At 43.6% G+C, this 19,291-nt stretch carries 16 protein-coding genes; 7 read left to right on the top strand and 9 right to left on the bottom strand.

Annotation, left to right across the window (positions count from 1 at the left end):
* Positions 1–481: 481 nt before the first annotated feature.
* A complete protein-coding gene (locus ELZ11_RS21250) occupies positions 482–1,000 on the bottom strand; it encodes an RNA methyltransferase (RefSeq protein ID WP_137359387.1) in 519 nt (172 codons plus the stop codon).
* Between the two features lie 148 nt (positions 1,001–1,148).
* Positions 1,149–2,021 (bottom strand): LysR substrate-binding domain-containing protein, encoded by an 873-nt coding sequence (locus ELZ11_RS21245; RefSeq protein WP_137359386.1) that lies wholly within the window; start codon positions 2,019–2,021, stop codon positions 1,149–1,151.
* 537 nt (positions 2,022–2,558) lie between these two features.
* Between ELZ11_RS21245 and ELZ11_RS21240 the strand changes: the two genes are divergently transcribed.
* The 7 genes from ELZ11_RS21240 to ELZ11_RS21210 all read left to right on the top strand — a co-directional run bounded on the left by ELZ11_RS21240 (position 2,559) and on the right by ELZ11_RS21210 (position 10,785).
* Positions 2,559–3,386 (top strand): hypothetical protein, encoded by an 828-nt coding sequence (locus ELZ11_RS21240; RefSeq protein WP_137359385.1) that lies wholly within the window; start codon positions 2,559–2,561, stop codon positions 3,384–3,386.
* 366 nt (positions 3,387–3,752) lie between these two features.
* Complete coding sequence (locus ELZ11_RS21235) at positions 3,753–5,378, top strand: response regulator (RefSeq protein ID WP_137359384.1); 1,626 nt, start codon at positions 3,753–3,755, stop codon at positions 5,376–5,378.
* A 311-nt stretch (positions 5,379–5,689) separates the two neighbouring features.
* Positions 5,690–6,037, top strand: a complete 348-nt coding sequence (locus ELZ11_RS21230; protein WP_137359383.1) for a DUF3316 domain-containing protein — start codon at positions 5,690–5,692, stop codon at positions 6,035–6,037.
* Positions 6,038–6,429: 392 nt separating this feature from the next.
* Positions 6,430–7,992 (top strand): methyl-accepting chemotaxis protein, encoded by a 1,563-nt coding sequence (locus ELZ11_RS21225; RefSeq protein ID WP_137359382.1) that lies wholly within the window; start codon positions 6,430–6,432, stop codon positions 7,990–7,992.
* Between the two features lie 241 nt (positions 7,993–8,233).
* Positions 8,234–8,614 carry a DUF3316 domain-containing protein gene (locus ELZ11_RS21220; protein ID WP_137359381.1) on the top strand — a complete coding sequence of 127 codons (381 nt, stop codon included), beginning with the start codon at positions 8,234–8,236 and terminating at the stop codon, positions 8,612–8,614.
* Between the two features lie 139 nt (positions 8,615–8,753).
* Complete coding sequence (locus tag ELZ11_RS21215) at positions 8,754–9,437, top strand: heavy metal response regulator transcription factor (protein WP_137359380.1); 684 nt, start codon at positions 8,754–8,756, stop codon at positions 9,435–9,437.
* A gap of 1 nt (position 9,438) precedes the next feature.
* Positions 9,439–10,785 carry a heavy metal sensor histidine kinase gene (locus ELZ11_RS21210; RefSeq protein WP_244291696.1) on the top strand — a complete coding sequence of 449 codons (1,347 nt, stop codon included), beginning with the start codon at positions 9,439–9,441 and terminating at the stop codon, positions 10,783–10,785.
* A gap of 51 nt (positions 10,786–10,836) precedes the next feature.
* Here the strand turns inward: ELZ11_RS21210 and ELZ11_RS21205 are convergent, their stop codons facing one another.
* The 7 genes from ELZ11_RS21205 to ELZ11_RS21180 all read right to left on the bottom strand — a co-directional run bounded on the left by ELZ11_RS21205 (position 10,837) and on the right by ELZ11_RS21180 (position 19,278).
* Positions 10,837–11,439, bottom strand: a complete 603-nt coding sequence (locus ELZ11_RS21205; RefSeq protein WP_137359378.1) for a hypothetical protein — start codon at positions 11,437–11,439, stop codon at positions 10,837–10,839.
* Positions 11,440–11,500: 61 nt separating this feature from the next.
* Positions 11,501–11,968 (bottom strand): hypothetical protein, encoded by a 468-nt coding sequence (locus tag ELZ11_RS21200; RefSeq protein WP_137359377.1) that lies wholly within the window; start codon positions 11,966–11,968, stop codon positions 11,501–11,503.
* A 9-nt stretch (positions 11,969–11,977) separates the two neighbouring features.
* Positions 11,978–13,933 (bottom strand): alkyl/aryl-sulfatase, encoded by a 1,956-nt coding sequence (locus ELZ11_RS21195; RefSeq protein WP_137359376.1) that lies wholly within the window; start codon positions 13,931–13,933, stop codon positions 11,978–11,980.
* A 198-nt stretch (positions 13,934–14,131) separates the two neighbouring features.
* Positions 14,132–15,808, bottom strand: coding sequence for a methyl-accepting chemotaxis protein (locus ELZ11_RS24050; protein ID WP_279631087.1), 1,677 nt, complete (start codon positions 15,806–15,808; stop codon positions 14,132–14,134).
* A gap of 13 nt (positions 15,809–15,821) precedes the next feature.
* Complete coding sequence (locus tag ELZ11_RS24045) at positions 15,822–16,100, bottom strand: CHASE3 domain-containing protein (protein ID WP_257619223.1); 279 nt, start codon at positions 16,098–16,100, stop codon at positions 15,822–15,824.
* Between the two features lie 227 nt (positions 16,101–16,327).
* Positions 16,328–18,388 carry a VIT and vWA domain-containing protein gene (locus tag ELZ11_RS21185; RefSeq protein WP_137359375.1) on the bottom strand — a complete coding sequence of 687 codons (2,061 nt, stop codon included), beginning with the start codon at positions 18,386–18,388 and terminating at the stop codon, positions 16,328–16,330.
* Positions 18,389–18,525: 137 nt separating this feature from the next.
* On the bottom strand, positions 18,526–19,278 hold the full coding sequence (locus ELZ11_RS21180; protein ID WP_137359374.1) for a helix-turn-helix domain-containing protein: 753 nt from the start codon (positions 19,276–19,278) through the stop codon (positions 18,526–18,528).
* Between the last annotated feature and the right edge of the window lie 13 nt (positions 19,279–19,291).

Raw genomic sequence — 19,291 nt, 5'->3', positions numbered from 1 at the left:
ATTTATACTCAAGAAAAACCGTACACAGTTCAAAAAGAAACGAAAACAACAAAAGAAAAGAAAAAGATTCGAAAGCAAGATCACATATACGGACAATTGAAATGCAGTGAGTAGAACTAGGCTTATAGCGCGTGACTTTAAGAGCTGAGCTTTTGAAACTGAAACTACATTGTGACTTCACCATGGTGCAACTTTCTAACCATGCCGGAGTAAGAGTTCAATTGTGGGTAATATGAAAGCAGACGTTACTAAGTAGAACTGGGGTAACTAATTTGGGTGTCTCTGGGGTACACACAACCGTGTGACTTAAGCCAGTTACGCAAAGTGACTCGGGCAACACTCGAAGGGGCGGTAACCAGAACGGTTTATACAGATTCTCACCTTATTTCATGGTAAGTCTCTGACATTAAGCCACAAAAAAGCAGAGCGCTATGGCTCTGCTTAAGAGATTCTATTTGAGGTACTTTCACCAGAACGGCTATTACTCGGCGGCCTCTTTTACTTTTAGGTGATTTCGATTATCGCGGCTGCTGCGAATCAGCTCTTCACTGTCGTCAAGGTTATCTGATTTAGCCATGCGATCGTAAAGCAATACATTCACTGTCGCGGCGAGGTTCATACAGCCAACCGTTGGAACGTATACGACATGGTGAGCGCGGTCTGCAACATCTTGGCTAATTGAACCGTCTTCTGGCCCAAAGATATAGATGGCTTTTTCAGGATGTTGGAAGCGCGGAAGTGGAGTTGCACCTTCTGCCAATTCGACACACACGATTTGAGTGTCGGGATCTAAGTCATCTAAAAAAGAATCAACCGAAGTAAGAGGAATAGAGCGAGTGGCACTTTTAGTGTCAGTGTGAAACTTCGCAGCTTTAGCGTAGCGCTGCCCTGTGTATTTCACTTCGTCCACTTGATAACAGCCTGCCGCACGCATTACCGCACCGACATTCGTTGGGCTCTTCGGGTTAGTTAAGCCAACGGTTACCTGACTTGTTTTCATTATTTCTCTCACTTCTACGACAACTTCAGTACAGCATGTACTCAGAGGGGCGGCATTTTAGCAAAGCTCCCTCAAATACTAAAGTTATCCTAAAACTGAGGGCCACAGCCTCTTTTCAGCCAACTTACAATTGATAACAAGAAAGCCGCTATTGAGCGAATTGTTCAGATAAGAAATCCACCAGCAATCGTACTTTTGGAGACAAGTTTCGGTTTTGTGGATACAGCGCCCAAATCCCTTCTTTGTCATCTCGATAATCGGTCAGCACTTCAACCAACTCCCCAGAGTCCAGCGCATCATTGACATAATAATCAGGCAATTGCACTAAGCCAACGCTATGCTTAGCGGCATCTAACAACGCCAAGCCACTATTACACTTGATGCGGCCATTCACACGCACTGAGCGTGATTGTTTGTTTTCTTTAAAACGCCAATGTTCAAAACTGCCTACTAAACACTGATGATTCGATAACTCTGAAAGCGTATGAGGCTCACCATACCTTTCGAGGTATTCAGGGCTTGCACATACGTACAATTGACGCTGCGACAATCGTTTTGCAATTAAACTGGAATCTTCCAAACGGCCTAAACGGATTGCAACATCTACACCTTGATCTATCAAGTCGAGCTTTTGGTTGGTGAGCATAAGATCGAGCTCGACTTGCGGGTGCAACTGAATAAATTGGTGTAATAACGGCGCTAGCATACGCTCACCATAGGTCACGGGTGCGGTCACTTTAAGCAGACCTTTTGGTGTCGACTGCATTTGAGTCACAGCTAGTTCAGCAAGCTCCAAACCTTCGACGAGTTGCTTACATTGCTGGTAATACACTTGACCCGCTTCAGTCAGGGAGACTTTACGTGTGGTACGGTTAAATAGCTTAACGGCTAATCGCTCTTCCAATGTAGATACTCGGCGGCTTATTTGAGCCACAGACGTCGCAAGTTTTTTAGCCGCTCCAGTAAAGCTTTCTAGCTCTGCAACCGCTACAAATTCACTCACGCCTTCCCAATTTGCCATATTGCCAACCTATCTCATTCAGTTTTCTAGAAAATACTCGGCTAGTGTATTTTAGATATTACCGTATGTCACATATTCAACTTACTTGTCGTCGCTACTTTCTGAGGACACTAAAGATTGAAGTTAGATAATAAAGAGCAAAATTCTTCAATGTTGTTGTCCAAGTTTGTCTTTTGTTCTAACAAGGTTTTGCCCAGAAATAAGTTAGCTCAAATAATCTAGGAATTTGTGATTCTGCGTTTTCTCTACTAAGTCTAATTCAATTTTAAAAGGGACTGACAATGCTCATTTGGGGCAACTCAGGCATACACTAGATTAATTGCCTTCAATGTTGCTAACGTGGTCTACAAAATTATTTTGATATCTCATTTTTTGTGAGGTATCGGTCCGGTCATGATTCCGGCTTGAAGAGTTCCATCAGAGTAGGAGCTTACCCTGTAATAAATAACGCATCTATTTACATAAAAACCAATTGCATATAGAGTGTTAATTTTTAATCACCGATTTATTATCTTACTTAATAACAAAGGCTTAAAAGTGAATAAATTAAATTACCTTTTCCCTAAGACTCTATCTTTGGCTTGTATTGCTCTTACGTTCCCTGCTCAGTCAGCGGAAACAATAATATTCCGACCTCAAATGAATACAACATTTCCAATCTATGCTTCGCCAGACGTTGGAATGGGTACGAAATGGACCCTCGCTCTTGGCGAGACTTTTACTACGATTTCTAAAATGTGTGTGATGACAAAGGGCGAGAGAATATATAATTCTGGGAATACACCACGTTATGGTCATAGAACCAATGTGTACACCGCTCCTGGTAAAAGCTATAGTCTCGACTTTAGTGGGTGGTTTAGTAATGGGGTTCACACTTCTTGCCATAGAAGCGAGGGTTGGGATAGCCACCCCGAATTTTTTAAACGCCTAGCAGAATCAGGTAAGTGGAACTTCACTTTATACACTTGGAACAGTTCCGTTCGTTACGATGATATATGGGTTGAAATTACAGGTGAAACAACCACAACTGGAGATAATATCGTACTTGATATCCCCTCTAACACTTTGGGCACACTAGGTTCTGGCGAGCTTTATAAACATGTTGTAGAGAAAAATGTATCTTATTCTATAAAAATTTACGACAATCGTTCTAATCATGATACTAGTATAGATACGACACAATTTAAATCTGTTGGTGTAGCTTATTTGGACAACGAGAAGAACAAGCAGCTTGCCGTAATAAACCAAGAAGATACTACAACAGTAAGTACTATTGATGGGGAGCTGCAATTCTTTCTTATTGATGATAACGCCAATAACGACGGGCAAATAACAATAAATATCAAGAATTCTAATCTAGATTAATCACCTATTTTAACATCAAGCCCTTTTATAGTGCGATTTTGTTCATCGCACTATTTCTTCACAACGGACTTTTTCATACCTATAATTATCCATTATTATTTAGCAAAATATCTAATAAATAAATGTCCGAAATTGAGTTTCGAACTTTGGTGCCACAATTTCTTTGAATAGCTGTGACTATTCAGTCAAAGTTTCAAATATTACTGTTCTCCGACAGTTACACTGAGACAAAATCACCGCTATCACCTTAAACTCCTTGAGAGTCAGTTTGCGAATCTCACAGCAAAACTCTGGTTCCTTGCTTGAACATGTTAATTCAGTTACTTACACTCAAATTAACTCTCGAAGATCAGTAAAGGATTAACCGTGGAGAGACAGCCTCCGTACCTCAATGAGATCAATATACTCATCATTGATGACTCTAAAACCTCTTCTATGCTGATCAAGCAGCAATTGGCAGGCTTGGGGATAAAGCACAACAACATCGTCACCGTCACGTCTTATCAAGAAACGATAAAAGCGGTAGGGCTGCGTCACTACGATATTTTGATCATGGATTATCATCTAGAGCAGACGCTAACCGGGCATGAACTCGCGACACTGCTTTATAAGAATAGACTGATTGACACATCTACTGGCGTGCTGATTATCTCTGGCGACTCTCGCCAAGAAACGGTTCTGACTTCCCTTTCTGGTAAAGTGAAACACTTCATTACTAAGCCTATCAAAACCAAAGATCTCAGTGACAAGGTTAATACCATTTATCAAGAGCGTGAGCTGCTTCAGCAAATCATTCGATTGATTAAATCGCCGTCTAACGATTTAACAGGCCAGTTAATCGATGTGATGACTCAGATCGATTTCGCGATTAGCTTAGAATCAAGCTTGATCGACCTCTTGATTCAACATGATTCTTGGCAAACATTATCCGAGTACATGGCGCACTCTTCGTCACCTAACCACCCGACTAAGCAATACGCGTATGCAATGTTATTGTCTCAAGAGGGCAACACTGACGAAGCTATTAAGTTTCTATCGGACTATATCTTACAAAACCCTTTGTCTTTAAAAGTCATGGATGGACTAGCCAATCTGTACGAACAACAAGGTAACTACAAGGATGCCTTACACTGGGCACTTAAAGGATTCGAGTTCACGCCGAGTATTAGTGAGCGAGCCATTCACGCTAGCCAGCTCGCAGCCAAGCTAAATAAACGAGACTGCCTAATCAAAGTCGGACAGACATTCGCTAGTCATTTGTCGTTAGCAGACAGCCACTGGCTCAGCTCCATCATCGAATACGGTCACAACTTAGAAACCGTTTATCTAACCAGTGAACGAATTAGCGCTAAGCGTGAACTTTTGGATCACTTCAACCAGTTCATAAAAGCAGCTGAGAAACGCTTAACTGCCGCGCGAAAAGTGCATTTGCTCGCGTATCAACAGATATTTCATAGCCGCATTTGGTTACATGAAGGCAAGTTAGAAGGCGCACACAAAAAAGCTCTGCAGGCCATCGCACCTTATTACGATAACTTATCTGGTTGCCCAGCCATTGTCATTCAAGAAACGTTACCGATTTTGAAGTGCTTTGGTGAATTATGGCTATATAAATATTTAGCTAAAGTTCTCGCTAGCCAACCTGACAGCCCAACGAGCGCATTGCCTCTACCAGCAAAAGCCCCCTTTGATATCGCGCAGCTTGCGGCATTGTTAAAAGAAGCGGCTGAGATCGACAGTGCAACGTCTAACGAGCGCATCATCGCGATTTACGAGCGTGTCATTGCCAATTACCCATATGCGACCGAAGCGAAAATGTATTATTTAGATGCGCTTCGTCTTGCCACTGAAGCGCCAAATCTCAACCCACTTATCGTGCTAGACACGCTTGCCGAAGTGGAATTGCCTCCGAACTGGAAACGCTGGCTGACCGTTCTCAAAAAAGGAGACATTTCAGCAGAACTGCCCGTGCCGTTTTCGATTTCACTTTAACCCACTTAATAAGGGGTTGCTGTATTCACACAACCCCTTAGTTAGTAGCAACACAGCCATACCTCAACTCCTTTTTCCACCTGTCGATGTACTTTATTGTCCCGCCCTACCCAAGCCGTTAACTCACAAATACTGCCAAGGCAAATCAAACCTCAAACTACCGATGCAACATTTTATTGACATAAGTAAGGCAATCTTTACCAAACCTCACCGCTTGTTTACTTTCGCTGACACCCAATTTACCTAACGATTGATAAGATTAATTTCACCAACACAATGGTCAAATAAATAATATAAGTAAGGGTAATCCTATGAAAAAAGCACTCATCCTAACGTCAGCTCTCGTTCTAAGTTCAACGGCTTTTGCTGCAACTCAAACACAAACTACGGCAACAACACTTAAGTCAGATGGCTACGCGACTCAAGCTGAAGCATTTGAAGCAGGTTTCGATATGATGGACCAACTCAATGAGAAATCTTCATATGAGCTATCAAAGTCGTTACCTGTAATGAGCCAATTCTCTGGTGTGAAAAACGTAACGATTGAAGGCATGGAAGTAACAGTAGAGAAATTTGCTATCGATAGAGATACCATCCAATACCGCGCAATTCTAGACGTCGATTACGAATACAAGTACAACGAAAAACGCGATAGCTAATGGATGACACATGCAATGGAACGCTAGAAAACCCGTAGAAGCACTCTACGGGTTTTGTTTCCACAGGCCATATTTGGCCTTTCTCTGCCGGCTTAAACATCGCTAAGCAAGTCACTTACTTTCGTCTTCTGCACCTACAGGCGTCATCTTTCCCCCTTGTTAGTTCAAACGACTCATACTGAAACCGCACCAAGATAAAGCTTCACTTTCACTTCAGGCTCTCTCATTCCTTTAGGCCAATTTAAAAGCATAAATACCTCTAGCCTTTATTGAGTTTTCCATCATCAAGCGCTATACCAATAGAGTGCATATAAAAAACATAACGACCGCACACTGGTAACCAACGTCTCTATTTCGGCTTTTACTATCAACAATTGATGTTCGAGGCCTCCATGCGAATCAATCAGCCAGTCACCCAAAAAGAAGTGACTTACCCTGCTAGCTATAATCTACTCTCAGTGACGCAGCCAAGTAGTCATATCACATATGCCAGCAAAGAATTCTGCGAAATTGCAGGCTATGAACTCGAAGAATTAGTCGGACAGCCACACAATATTGTCCGACACCCAGACATGCCACCAGAAGCCTTTAAAGATATGTGGGAACACTTGAAACAAGGCAAATCATGGATGGGAATCGTTAAAAATCGATGCAAAAACGGGGACCACTACTGGGTAGATGCCTTTGCTTCCCCCATCAAAGAAGGCGGAAAAACCATAGAGTATCAATCTGTTCGCTTGGCTCCGAACCGAGAGCATGTCAACAATGCAGAAAAGATCTATGAACAGCTACGAGCTGGTAAGGTGCCACGTCAAGTCAAGGGGCCTCGAACCCGATTATGGCAGCGCGCTGCTGTTGCAATGCTACCAATCGCAATAGTGGCTGGGATCCTCGACAAAATGATCATGCCAGGAGTGGGCGTTTGGTTGTTCTTCATAGGCTCTGTTTTTGCCGTTTATGGGCTAACACGCCGCCTTGAAGAGCTTTCCGCTGAGGCGAGAAAAGTCTTTGATAACCCGCTCATGGAGCTGGTGTACAACAACCATGTGGATGACATTTCTGAAATCAAACTCGCGCTGAAAATGCGCCAATCTGAAATCAATGCCGTGGTGGGTCGAATTCAAGACTCCAATGACCAAATCGGTGAAGCAGCACAATCGTCGTCGAAAAACTGTGATACCACGGCAACCAATCTTGAAGGGCAAACTGCAGAAACCGAGCAAGTGGCGGCTGCGATTAATGAAATGCATTCAACGGCCAATGAAATTGCTCAAAATGCACAAAGTGCTTCAGAAGCGACAGAGCAAGCAAGTACCGCTGCAAATGAAGGGGTGGTTTCGGTTAAACAAACCGTCGATTCAATTCAAATGCTCGCCACACAGCTTAGCGAGGCGTCCAATGTCATCGGCCAGTTGGAAGAACATGGTAAGACAATTGGTACCGTACTGACTGTCATTCAAGGCGTTGCAGAGCAAACCAACTTGCTGGCATTGAACGCCGCCATTGAGGCTGCCCGTGCAGGTGAACAAGGGCGCGGATTTGCGGTGGTAGCAGATGAAGTTCGAACCTTGGCACAACGAAGCCATGAGTCCACCGAAGAAATCCAAGCCGTTATTTCGCAAATTCAAACCAGTACCCAAAGGGCGGTACAAGCTATGAATGAAGGTAATCAACTATCAGAAATCTGTGTTAGCAGCGCCGAAGTATCCGGTAGCAAACTGGACGTATTGATTACTCAAGTCGCTGATATATCAGACAGAAATGGACAAATCGCGACGGCTATTGAAGAAATGGCAAGAGTAACAGAAGACATGAACTCCAGCGTTCAGTCCATTAGTGAAGTTTGTGCTGCAACCAGTATTCTTGCAGGCGACACTCGTGACGAATGTGAAGGGCTAGTGTCCAATTTGGACTCGCAAGGTAAATTGGTTAGTCAGTTTAGACGAATTAATTAATGTACTAATTTCTCCAACGCAATGTGACCTCAACCAAGGCTTTAAGCACACGCTTAGAGCCTTTTTCTTTCTTAGGTTTATCAAGGCCTTCTGCCAGCGTTAGTAATAATGAATGTGAACACTCAAACTTAAACCTCATTCTTTAACGAATAACATGACAAAAATGTCATTTTCGCGACGGGTTATTGTCACTAGCACGCTGATAATCTGTATGCATATCAGCCATTAAAGGAACAACAAAATGAAAAAATCCATGACATTCTTACTCGCAGCGACACTTTCTGTTGTCAGTGCGCAATCTATGGCAAACACAATGAATGCCAACGGTAATTACACTGTTATTGAGAAACACCGCACTATCCTAACAGACGCAACCAGCAGTAAAACTTCAGCATACCAAGACGCGTTGAACATCCTTAACAATCTACTGGAAAGCTCTCCATTAGAGTTAAAGCAAGAGCTCAACGTCAATACCTTTACCGCGCATGAAACCAACAGTATCAACGTTAAAGATGGTGCTTACGTGACTGCTCAAGAATACATGAGTAAAGATGGCCAATTGCAATACAAAGGCGTAGTGAACTTGGACTATCAATACCTTAAGCGCGATAACAACAGCTAATTTAGGCCCTTAACTCAATGGCGAGAGAACCCGCTCTCGCCATGTTGTATAATGATGCCATCGCTCCTTCGGACGAAGGTAAGCGCGAGTTAACTTTCTCCTAGTCACTCATTTCCCATTCGAACGTACAAAGGCCTTAATGAAAATACTGATCATCGAAGATGAAGTTAAAACTGGAGAGTACCTCGTTAAAGGCTTATCTGAAGCAGGGTATAACTGTGAGCATGCCGCAAACGGAGTTGATGGACTTTACAAAGCCACCAGCGACAATTTCGATCTCATCGTCTTAGATGTCATGCTACCTATGCTAAGTGGCTGGCAAGTTCTGCAAACACTTAGAAGCAGTGAAATAGAAACGCCAATCATAATGCTGACAGCACGTGACCAAATTGAAGATAGAGTTAAAGGCTTAGAACTTGGCGCTGACGACTACCTCATCAAACCTTTTGCCTTCGTAGAGTTATTGGCACGCATCCGAAATGCACTCAAACGAAAAGCCCCAACCACCAATGCTCACTCATCTCTCACTATCGCCAACTTACATCTTGATTTGCTTCGCCGACGAGTGATGCGCGATGACACCATCATTAACCTGACCGCCAAAGAGTTTGCCTTACTGGAGCTGTTTATGCAGCGAGCTGGCGAAGTGATGTCTCGTTCACAAATCGCATCTGCGGTATGGGATATGAACTTCGATAGCGACACCAACGTAATTGATGTCGCGGTACGCCGATTACGCTCCAAAGTAGATAAAGATTTTGAGCCGAAGCTCATTCATACCATTCGTGGCATGGGCTACTTACTCGAAGAAAGAGATGAGTAATATGCGTTTTTTGACGAATTCCATTACTGGGAGGCTCGTTCTCTCATATTTTGCCGCTTCCATCGTCGTGTTGTGCGTATTGAGCACCGCCACTTTGTATTCGTTAAAACACCACTTTTATCAGCAAGACTACTTCACCATTGAACAAAAGTTTCAGACCATCGACAAGCTAAGAGTGGAAGGTGACTTTATCGCTAAATTCGGAGAGTTTTTTGAAACCGGCGACACCAAACTTTGGTTGATATCCGATGGTAAGCTCATGTACCAATCGCAAAATGTACCGCTGCCAGAGGGTTTATTGGCTTCTAAATCCGACCGCCACCTTGAATGGGTAGTCGATGGAAAACAGTATCGAGCACAACTATTCTCGTTAGAAAACAGCCCTGGAATAGTCGCGGTACTTGGATTTAACATCGACCATCAAGTCGTTTTTATTCAGAGCTTCACCAAAGTTTTAATACTGACCACCATTATCGCCAGTATCATCAGTGGTGTGCTAGGTTGGTTAATCGCACAAAAAGAGTTGAAGCCACTCAAACGTTTAGAACAACACGTAAATAACACCTCCACCAACCAATTAGATTTGCGAATTCCGACCAATCATTTCCCCAAAGAATTGATGCCATTAGTGATCGGCTTTAACGCCATGCTTGATAGATTAGAAGGCGACTTTGAACGCTTATCTGATTTTTCATCCGACATTGCGCACGAGCTAAGAACCCCTATCGGAAACATGATGACGCAAACTCAAGTGGCTTTGTCTAAACCAAGAACCACGCCTGAATATCAAGATATCTTGGTGTCTAATGTGGAGGAATTACAACGCATCACTAAAACCATGACCGACATTCTTTATCTGGCAAAATCTGAGCACAACTTGCTATTAAAGACCAATCAGCAGATTGAACTTAAGCCTTTGCTTGAAGATATGGTCGAGTTTTATGAGCTCGCTGGAGAAGAGAAAACACTGAGTTTTACAGTAGTAGGTGAAAGCACTGTGCTCGCCGATAAAACCATGTTGAAACGAGCATTAAGCAACTTACTTTCCAACGCGGTGAGGCACAGCCATATGGGTAGCGTTGTTGATGTAACAATGACGCACTCCGAGACACATAACTTTATCGCAGTCAGTAACCTTGGTGACTCCATTCCGGAAGATTCTCTTCCGCTGCTGTTTGATCGCTTTTATCGTGTCGACAAGTCACGCGTACATAACTCCAGTTCTGGCGCGGGGTTGGGGCTCTCGATTACTCGCTCTATCGCAAAATTACATGGTGGGGATATCACAGTCCGTTCAGAAAGTGGAAAAACAACCTTTACTTTGTCTCTGGCGAAGCCATCAAACTAGTGTAGCGATACGAAAAAACAGGTTGATCAGCCACCCGAAGCACCTTTGATTTTACTTGTTTGACTCTATTTCCTGCCAAATTTGCTGCTGTTTTTCCGTGCTACTTTCTAGTGCTTGTGCTGTGGTGCGAATTGCCACGGCCATAGTCAAAATATTTGCCGTCGCTTGAACAACCGTTGTTTGCATCGGCTTAAGTACCAACCAATAAATGCAACCGATCACCGCTATTAACACAAGTGCAATTAGAGCAATCACCAACATCAGGTTAAACTTCACTTCATCGAAAAAGTCTTGGCTGTTTTGTTGTACCACTTGCTTTGCCACCGGAAGCGCTTTCACCGAATCACGAGATACTGTGATTAAGCGATTTAAGTTTTCCACTGTGTCAGACAACAATTGCTGCTGTTCGGCAGTCAAGCTATCGCTACTCGCTATCATCGCCAATGAGTCAGAAATGCTGGCAAATGAACCCTGAATCTCTTGAACAGAGGCCTCGATACCATCAAGTTCAAGCACCATATTTACATTGACGAACGGCTCACTCTCTTTACTTAGCTCGCTTTGCTGTTGCGCTTCTTCAGCGTAAGCCTTACCTAATGCAGCTACCACCAAAATAGCCAATGCGATAGCCAGTTTAACCATAGAAATTTTCAAATCTCGCTCCTCGAAAAAGAACCCCACTAGCCTATGCTAATGGGGCTCTATTATTACGTTGTTAGCCCGCTATTTGGGCAATACCAAGTTCGATAGCACTTTGTAAATCGACTTTTTGACTGACCAACGCCTGCAATGCCGCTTCACTTAATAGAAGCACAGACGACGCATCATCGGAGTTAGGCGGCACATGGATCTCTATTTGATTACCATTTGAAACCTTTGACCAAAGATGACTATCGACCAAATAAATATAAGATACCGACTCCAAATCGTTGGCATTGTGTTTCGTCATAAGTGTCAACCACCAGCTTGCTCGCCTGAGCCCTTGCGCTCCTTCCAGCACCTTAATATGCTCCAAAGATTCATCAGACAGAGCATCCTGCGTGGCAATTGCTATATCTAACGCGCCCGGATAGCTTTCTTTAAACGGGTTATTAAACTGGCCATCATAAGAGCAAGCCTGAGCTGACAAACTTGCCCCCCATAATGAAAGCCCCAGAAGTGTCGTTACGTAGCTAGGTTTCATCTGCTTTCCTTATGGGGTCACTATGTTGAACCAGAAGTTGAAGGTATCGAGCATACCTACGAAATCTTTAAAGGCCTTCTTATCACCTTTCAGCTTAATTTCACCGCTCGAAATCGCCTTCTCTAAAGTGATCACGCCAAGTTGAACATCATCAAGCGCCGCTTTCGTTAAGGTCAAAGAGACATCAGGATCATCACTTAGCTTAGTAGTGTGGTTGAGCACAGAATTTTCGATATACAAGGTGTACTGCTCGTCTAGGTCAGTGAAGTTGATATTAATGGCGTACTCTTTACCGGCAGCTTTTTCAGGAAGCATACGAACCGCTAAGTAATCAAACAGCATTTCAGGCGGCATATTCTTGATGATATCTGGCGAGGCTGTGTTCGTTCCCCCAGAAGCAGGCGTACCGTTTCTTAGCTCAAACGCTCCTTGTAAATACACTGAACGCCAAGGCCCTGATTCGGCTTGGTAACCAAGTTGCTCATAAGTATCCGCTAGTAGAGCTTTGCCTTTTTTGCTTTGCGGGTTGGCAAAAACGACATGCTTCAACACTTCTGCTACCCAGCGGTATTTGCCTTCATCAAAGTCTTGCTTAGCTTTCTCAATGACCGCTCGCTCACCGCCCATGTATTCGACATATTTCACCGCAGCGTTAGTCGGTGGCAAGTTGTTAAGATCAGAAGGATTACCGCTGTACCATCCCATATAGCGTTGATAAACCGCGCGGCTATTATGACGAAGTGTTCCGTAGTACCCGCGAGTGCTCCAGTTGTTTTCAATTTCATCTGGGAATTGAATGATTTCAGAAATTTCAGAACCGATGTAGCCTTGGTTCATTAGACGAACGGTTTGATCATGCGTGTACTTATACATATCACGCTGCAATTTAAAGTAATCAACGATCTCTTCCTGTCCCCACATTGGCCAGTGGTGACTTTGGAATTTCACATCAACTTCATCTCCCCACATTTCAATCGTTTCATTCAAGTACGATGACCACTTCAAGGCATCTCGCACTTGAGCGCCACGTAGAGTCAGAATGTTATGCATCGTATTGGTGCTGTTCTCAGCCATCCACAGTGCTTTCTTTTCTGGGATCCAAGTGTTGATCTCCGTTGGCGCTTCAGAGCCAGGGGTATATTGGAAGACCATCTTCACACCATCGACAATATGCTCTTCACCTGTTTTCTCAATCACCAGAGTGGGGCGAATTAATGTCGCCAAACCTGTTGAAGTCGTTTGTCCTAGCCCTCCATTAACACCACCTTGTGCGTTTCTTGGCAGTAACGCTCCATACATATAAATAGCACGACGCCCCATTGCGTTACCGGCAATGACATTTTCAGAAACTGCATGCTCGGTAAATCCATGAGAAGCGATGATTTGCACTTTACCAGACTTCACATCTTGCTCGTCGACAATCCCTCGAACTCCGCCAAAGTGATCAATATGACTATGACTGTAGATAACAGCGGTAACAGGGCGCTCTCCAAGCTCTGCATTAATGAACTCTAAGGCCGCTTTCGCTGTTTCTTGTGAAATCAGCGGATCAAATACGATCCAACCTTTCTCACCTTCGACAAACGTAATATTGGTAAGGTCATAGCCACGAACTTGATAAATACCGTCCGTCACTTTAAACAACCCGTTGATAACATTGAGTTGAGCGTTTCGCCATAAACTTGGATTCACACTGTCTGGTGCTTTGGCATCCAGCGTGATAAATTTCTTATACTCTTCCAAGTCCCATACTACATCCCCCTTATCATTCTTGATGGTCACTACATCTTGCTTTGCGATAAAGCCTTTCTGTGCACGCTCAAAATCTTTTTGGTCTTTAAATGGTAAGGTTTTATAAAGAGCTTGGTTAACGTCTATTGTCGCTTGGGTAGCGGGTTTCGAGCCTGTTGCGAAAGTACCGCTAGAAATGACCATTGCTAATATCGAAATGGCGAAACGCTTCATAACTGAGTCCTTTTTATATGAACATGATTGCATCAAATAAACCCTAGTCGATAGCGACAATTTCCTCCAACCCAGCTTGCTATTTTCTTAGTAATTTCAGTTATGTATCACCTTTTTCTGAACGATTAGTTCTCCTACGTTACGCCAAATAACAAAAAAGCGAGCCTAAGCTCGCTTTTTAAGTAATAACGAAATGAACTAGCTCGCCTTACCTACTTTAAACTGACCAACAATACCTTGCAGCTGCTCAGACAAACTCACTAACTCTTGGCTCGATTCCACCGTTTGTTCAGCACCATCCACACTTTCACGAGAGATCTTATTCACGTTCACCACGTTTTGATTGATCTGATCAACCGTGACACTTTGCTGCTCTGACGCACTGGCACTTTGAGTGCTCATATCATGAATCTTTCCAATCGAGTTAGTGATAGTGTCAAATGCGCCTCCCGACTTCTCAGCTTTGACGACACTTGAGCGAACAATATCGCTGCTCTTTTTCATACTTTCGACTGCATCTTGAGTGCCACTTTGTAAGCGTTCGATTAAGCTTTGAATTTCTGAAGTAGAATCCTGAGTTCTCTGCGCAAGGCCGCGAACTTCATCGGCGACCACTGCAAAACCTCGCCCCTGTTCACCTGCTCGCGCTGCCTCTATCGCCGCATTTAACGCTAGTAAGTTCGTTTGTGCAGCGATATCCAAAATAACATCTAGGATCCCACCTATGTTGGTGGCTTCTTGGGCCAAATCGTTTAAACGCCCCATGGTGCCTTCAAGTTCGTTTTCTAAAGTGTTGATGCTATCTATGGTTTCTCTAACAACCGCTAACCCTTGTTTGGCTTCCGCGTTTGCATCACTGGCAAATTGCGCCGTATCAACTGCATTTTTCGCCACTTCTTGAACAGAAATCGACATTTGATTCATTGCGACCGCCACTTGATCTGTCATGTGCATTTGCTCATTCGCACCATTATTGGTGCTGACAGTAATACTGGTTAGCTGACTCGATGAACTACTCAACCTTTCACTGGCGACTGCCATATTGCCGATGATCTCTTTCAAACTGTCTGCGGTAGATTTCAACGCATTGGTTAATTGGCCAATTTCATTATCGGCGCCTTTTTCAATATTGTGCGTGAGATCTCCCTTCGCTAACTGCTTGGCAATATTGATCACCGCACTAATTTGAGAAGTGATATTTTTTGATATGAAGCCACTAAAGCCAAAGCTGAAGATGGCGGTAGAGATTCCTCCAACGGCTATTACCATCAGCGCTAAGTTAGAGGCGGAGGCTGCTGCTTGTTGACGTTGCTTCATCAGAACTTGCTCAACAGCCACAATTTCAGCAACTTTATCACGCAAGCCATCCATGTATTGCTTACCCTGTTTCTTCGTTAATTTGACGTATAGGTCATCGATAGAGCGATAACGATTAACCTCTCTGACCAAACCAATTGCCTTGGTAGCATAATCGTTCATCCAACCATTTATATTTCGAGTCAGACGAGATGGAGGCATGGTGCTGAGTAGCTGTTCAATTCTCTCTTGACCATCATAATAAGGTTCAAGAAACGTCTCTTCACGATTAAGCATGAACCCGCGTAATCCAGTTTCCATATTCACGATACTTTCGAGCAATTCGTCTCCATTTTCGTGCAGACCAATATCGATTTCGGCTCTTATTCCATCCATTTGGGCCTTGCCTATACCACTAGCAATGAGCCCTTTGAGTGCATTAACGTAAGACTCCCCTTCATAAATGTTCGCTCGAAGCTCAATGGTATTTTGCGCATATTCCTGCCAGTTCGCAGCGTCTATCGCGACTTCATCAAAACGCACTTGTTGCTCTGGATTATCACTGGTTAAGCCTTTCACTATTTCTAAATGTTCACTGAACGCCTTTTTTCCCCGAATGATAAGGCTCTAAGTAGTCTTCTTGGCCCCCTATCGCGTAGCCTCTTAGCCCCGTTTCTTGATCGACCATGGCATTCACTAAAGCGTTTGAATGATCAATCACGTTGTAAGTATGAGTAACCATATTGTCCGTTTGATTCATGGTTCGAATTGAGTTCCAAACCACGGTGCACAGTATCGCTATAATCCCAACAGTAACGATGTTGCCAAACAACAGCCTACTCCTGATTGTAAGATCTGATATTTTCTTCATATGTTGTCCCTAACCTACTTATATCCCTGACGTTTAAATTGGCTGCATGAATTGTTTTTATGGCGCGTATTCATACTAGACACCCTTAACCACAATAAGCAACGGGTTTCTTAAAATTTCATTTATTAACCTTTTACTGTTCTAAAAAACAAAAAGCGAGCGGTGATTTCTCACCGCTCGCTTCATTGTTTCTATTCTATCTTTGTCACCTATTACCACTCAGTCATTCAGTTTCTATTTCGCACCCAGCGTACGAGTGGTAATAGCAATAATACTCCCCAGCCTAAGCTTCCCCCACCACTTCCAGAATGGCTTGGCGCAGGTTGGTTAAACATAGGTTGAGCTTCATCGGCTCGGTGTTGGTTACTTGATTGACTGGCTCTCTTCTCTCGAGCCAACTGCTCTTTTTCCACGCGCAGTTTGTTGGTTCTGTCGATGCCAAGTTGGTCGAACACCGCATCTTCTACCACCAGCAGCGAGGTGTAATCCGTTAGAAAACCATACTCTAGTGCCAACGATTCAATCGCTTTTTCCGAGTCTGAATCCGCTTGCTCTAAATAGTTCATACGCTGCTTAATATCTTGAATCGAAGAGAACGCCCACAGCCTTTCTAATTCAGGGTTGGTATTGGCCACTTCTGGTAACTCAATTTGTGTGTGGTACTGGCGCTCTTGACCCGCTACCGTCGCCGTCAATGTCACTTTTGAAGTCCCTGATTTGAAATAATGCCCAAACACAGTTAACTGCTCGCCACGATACAAACTATTGATTTGAGCCGGAGTAAGATCGGTAATCTTCACGCCATCCACTTTAAGCTTAATATCTCGATACGCTAGATGAGAAAGCTTACTGGTTACATTCATCATATGACCAAGAATGTCATCTGAGTTAGAGACTACCGTCGAGAATCCATTTGAGGTTTGGGTCATTGGCTCTAGCAATGGCTTGTTTGCACTATTACCCATAATAAAAGTAAACAAACGCACATCGTGATCTTTCATGAGTTCCAAGAACTTCTGCTTATGCGTGACTCCCACATTGGCAACTCCGTCAGTCACTAGCACTACACCACTAGCCCTATCGGCATCTAAGCTACCTAGACCTTCGATTAAACCAGCGTATAAATTGGTTCCACCTTTAGGTGACGATTGGCTCACCCGGTCCAGCACAGCTTGTACATTTTGTGGGGTGACTGACTGGTAACCTTGAGATAAATCTTCTGTACCATTGTTAAACATCACAACACGGAATCTATCGTTGGCAGGCAGACGGGCGAGCCCTTGTCTCACTCCCTCCACTAAGGTTTGATACTTACCGGCCATCGACCCCGACTTGTCTAGAATAAATATCCAATCACGACCTTGCTTCACAACAGAAAGGTCATCACCCGGCGTAAAGGTCAGCTTAACGGTGCCTCGATTACTTTGTTGAGGGTCACGATAAGCCACCATATCTAAGCGCCCCGGTAAGCCACTTTTCAAACGCCAGTAAACCGCAATGTCTTGGTTAAGTTGAAACGGCGTGCTCTGCGCTATGTGACTCTCATCGTCATTGGTATTCGCAACATCCATCGCAGAACGGTTTGAGAGGTTGGCTTGCCAAATGGTTTGCTGCTGCACTTTAGACTGACTAAATGTGGCTTGCGGGTGTTTAGGTAAACGAACTCCATCAACTGGGTACACCGATTTAATCTCGATATTGAATGAAAAGTCCTGCTCTACCGTATCATTTCGGCTCCAAAATGCGTCTTGCTGCTCATCCACGCCCCCTTCTTCCATTGGATATACATAGTGACCAACAGAGTGGTCCAGCAATGAATCTTGTAGGTAGACCAGCCTTACTTTCACTGATTGCTGTGGCTGGACAGGAAAGACCCTCATTTCAAACGTTTTATATTCATTTTTCTCGGTTATCGCTGTCGCGTTACCCTGCGCTTTTTGGTCTTGATAGATTTGCTCCGCTTGTGCTTTGGCAACGGCTTCCGCAATTACGGGTTGCCCATTTATCCAATAAATGAATTCCCCAACTACCGCTTTATCTGGAATTGGGAAAGCATACAGCGCCTCTAACTCAGATTGATTAGGGTTATAGAACTCTTGTTCGATGGCGGTGGTTGCATAGCCATCTTCGATAACGACGTTAACGTGATGAGACTGGATTTTAAGCGCTTGATATTGACTGTTTACAGGCTTAAGTAATCCGCTAGCAAAACTTGAAGCGCTCACAAGCAAAAACAAAATTGCGAGAAAGCACTTCCAATAAAATGAGGATGATTGAGTGGTAGACATATTAGGCTCCTTGGCTAGAACGCAGAACGTATTCCGCTGTTTCCTTCACCTGCAGAGTGCCTAATATTCCAACATCGTAATAGCGATAAACACAAAGTCACCTTATAGGTAACTTTGAGGAGTGTTATAGGTAACTTTTATTTGGAAGCGCTGGGTTTATTCTCCAGTTGATCAAATAAAGGAAAGTTCCAACGACGAATGGCCACTATCATCGACGTTCCATGCCGCTGATCCATATCTAACCCATCGTCTCGCTGACAGGTGGAATAAAATTCCTGTACCAATTTGTGAAGACGTTGCTGAAGCTTTTGATTGCTCGGAATCGACATCAAGCCTGTCGCCATAAGCAGTTTTTCGTCTGGTTGAGTAAAGTTAGATTTGAAGAACTCGGCTTGTACTTGTTGTTGGAAAAATTGTTGAATTGGCCCGCCCGCTAACCAAGAAAATGACGGCGAGATCCTAAGTTTAATGCGATTACCAGGCAGCAGTTCAATCACTTTAAGCCTATCTAAGTGAGCCAACATTTGAATCAACTCAGTTTCACTAAAGCAGTACTGCTCAACGATTTGCTCGAACTTGTAACCATTAACCACACAAACCGCGACGAGTAGCAAACCTTTATCGGCCACTAATTGTTCTTCTTGCTGCCACTCCAAAGACATTAACTGCTGAGAGGAACGACTCGCCAGTCTAAATAGCTCTGCCATTTCTAAGCCAATCAACTGACAAATCTGCTCTAGTCGATCTAGGCTCAAGTTATTGCCTTGAGCAAACAAGCGCTTTACCGACCCCTCAGTCAACGACAAAGCTTTCGCAATGTCTTGATAAGTAACGCCGTGTAATTTTAACTGCTTTTTTAGCTCTGCGATCAGCAAAATAGATTCCGACATTTATCATCCCTTA

This window comes from Vibrio profundi, assembly GCF_005281835.1.
Lineage (GTDB): Bacteria > Pseudomonadota > Gammaproteobacteria > Enterobacterales > Vibrionaceae > Vibrio > Vibrio profundi.
The sequence above is the reverse complement of the archived record's forward strand: the minus strand, read 5'-3'. Positions and strand labels throughout refer to the sequence as shown.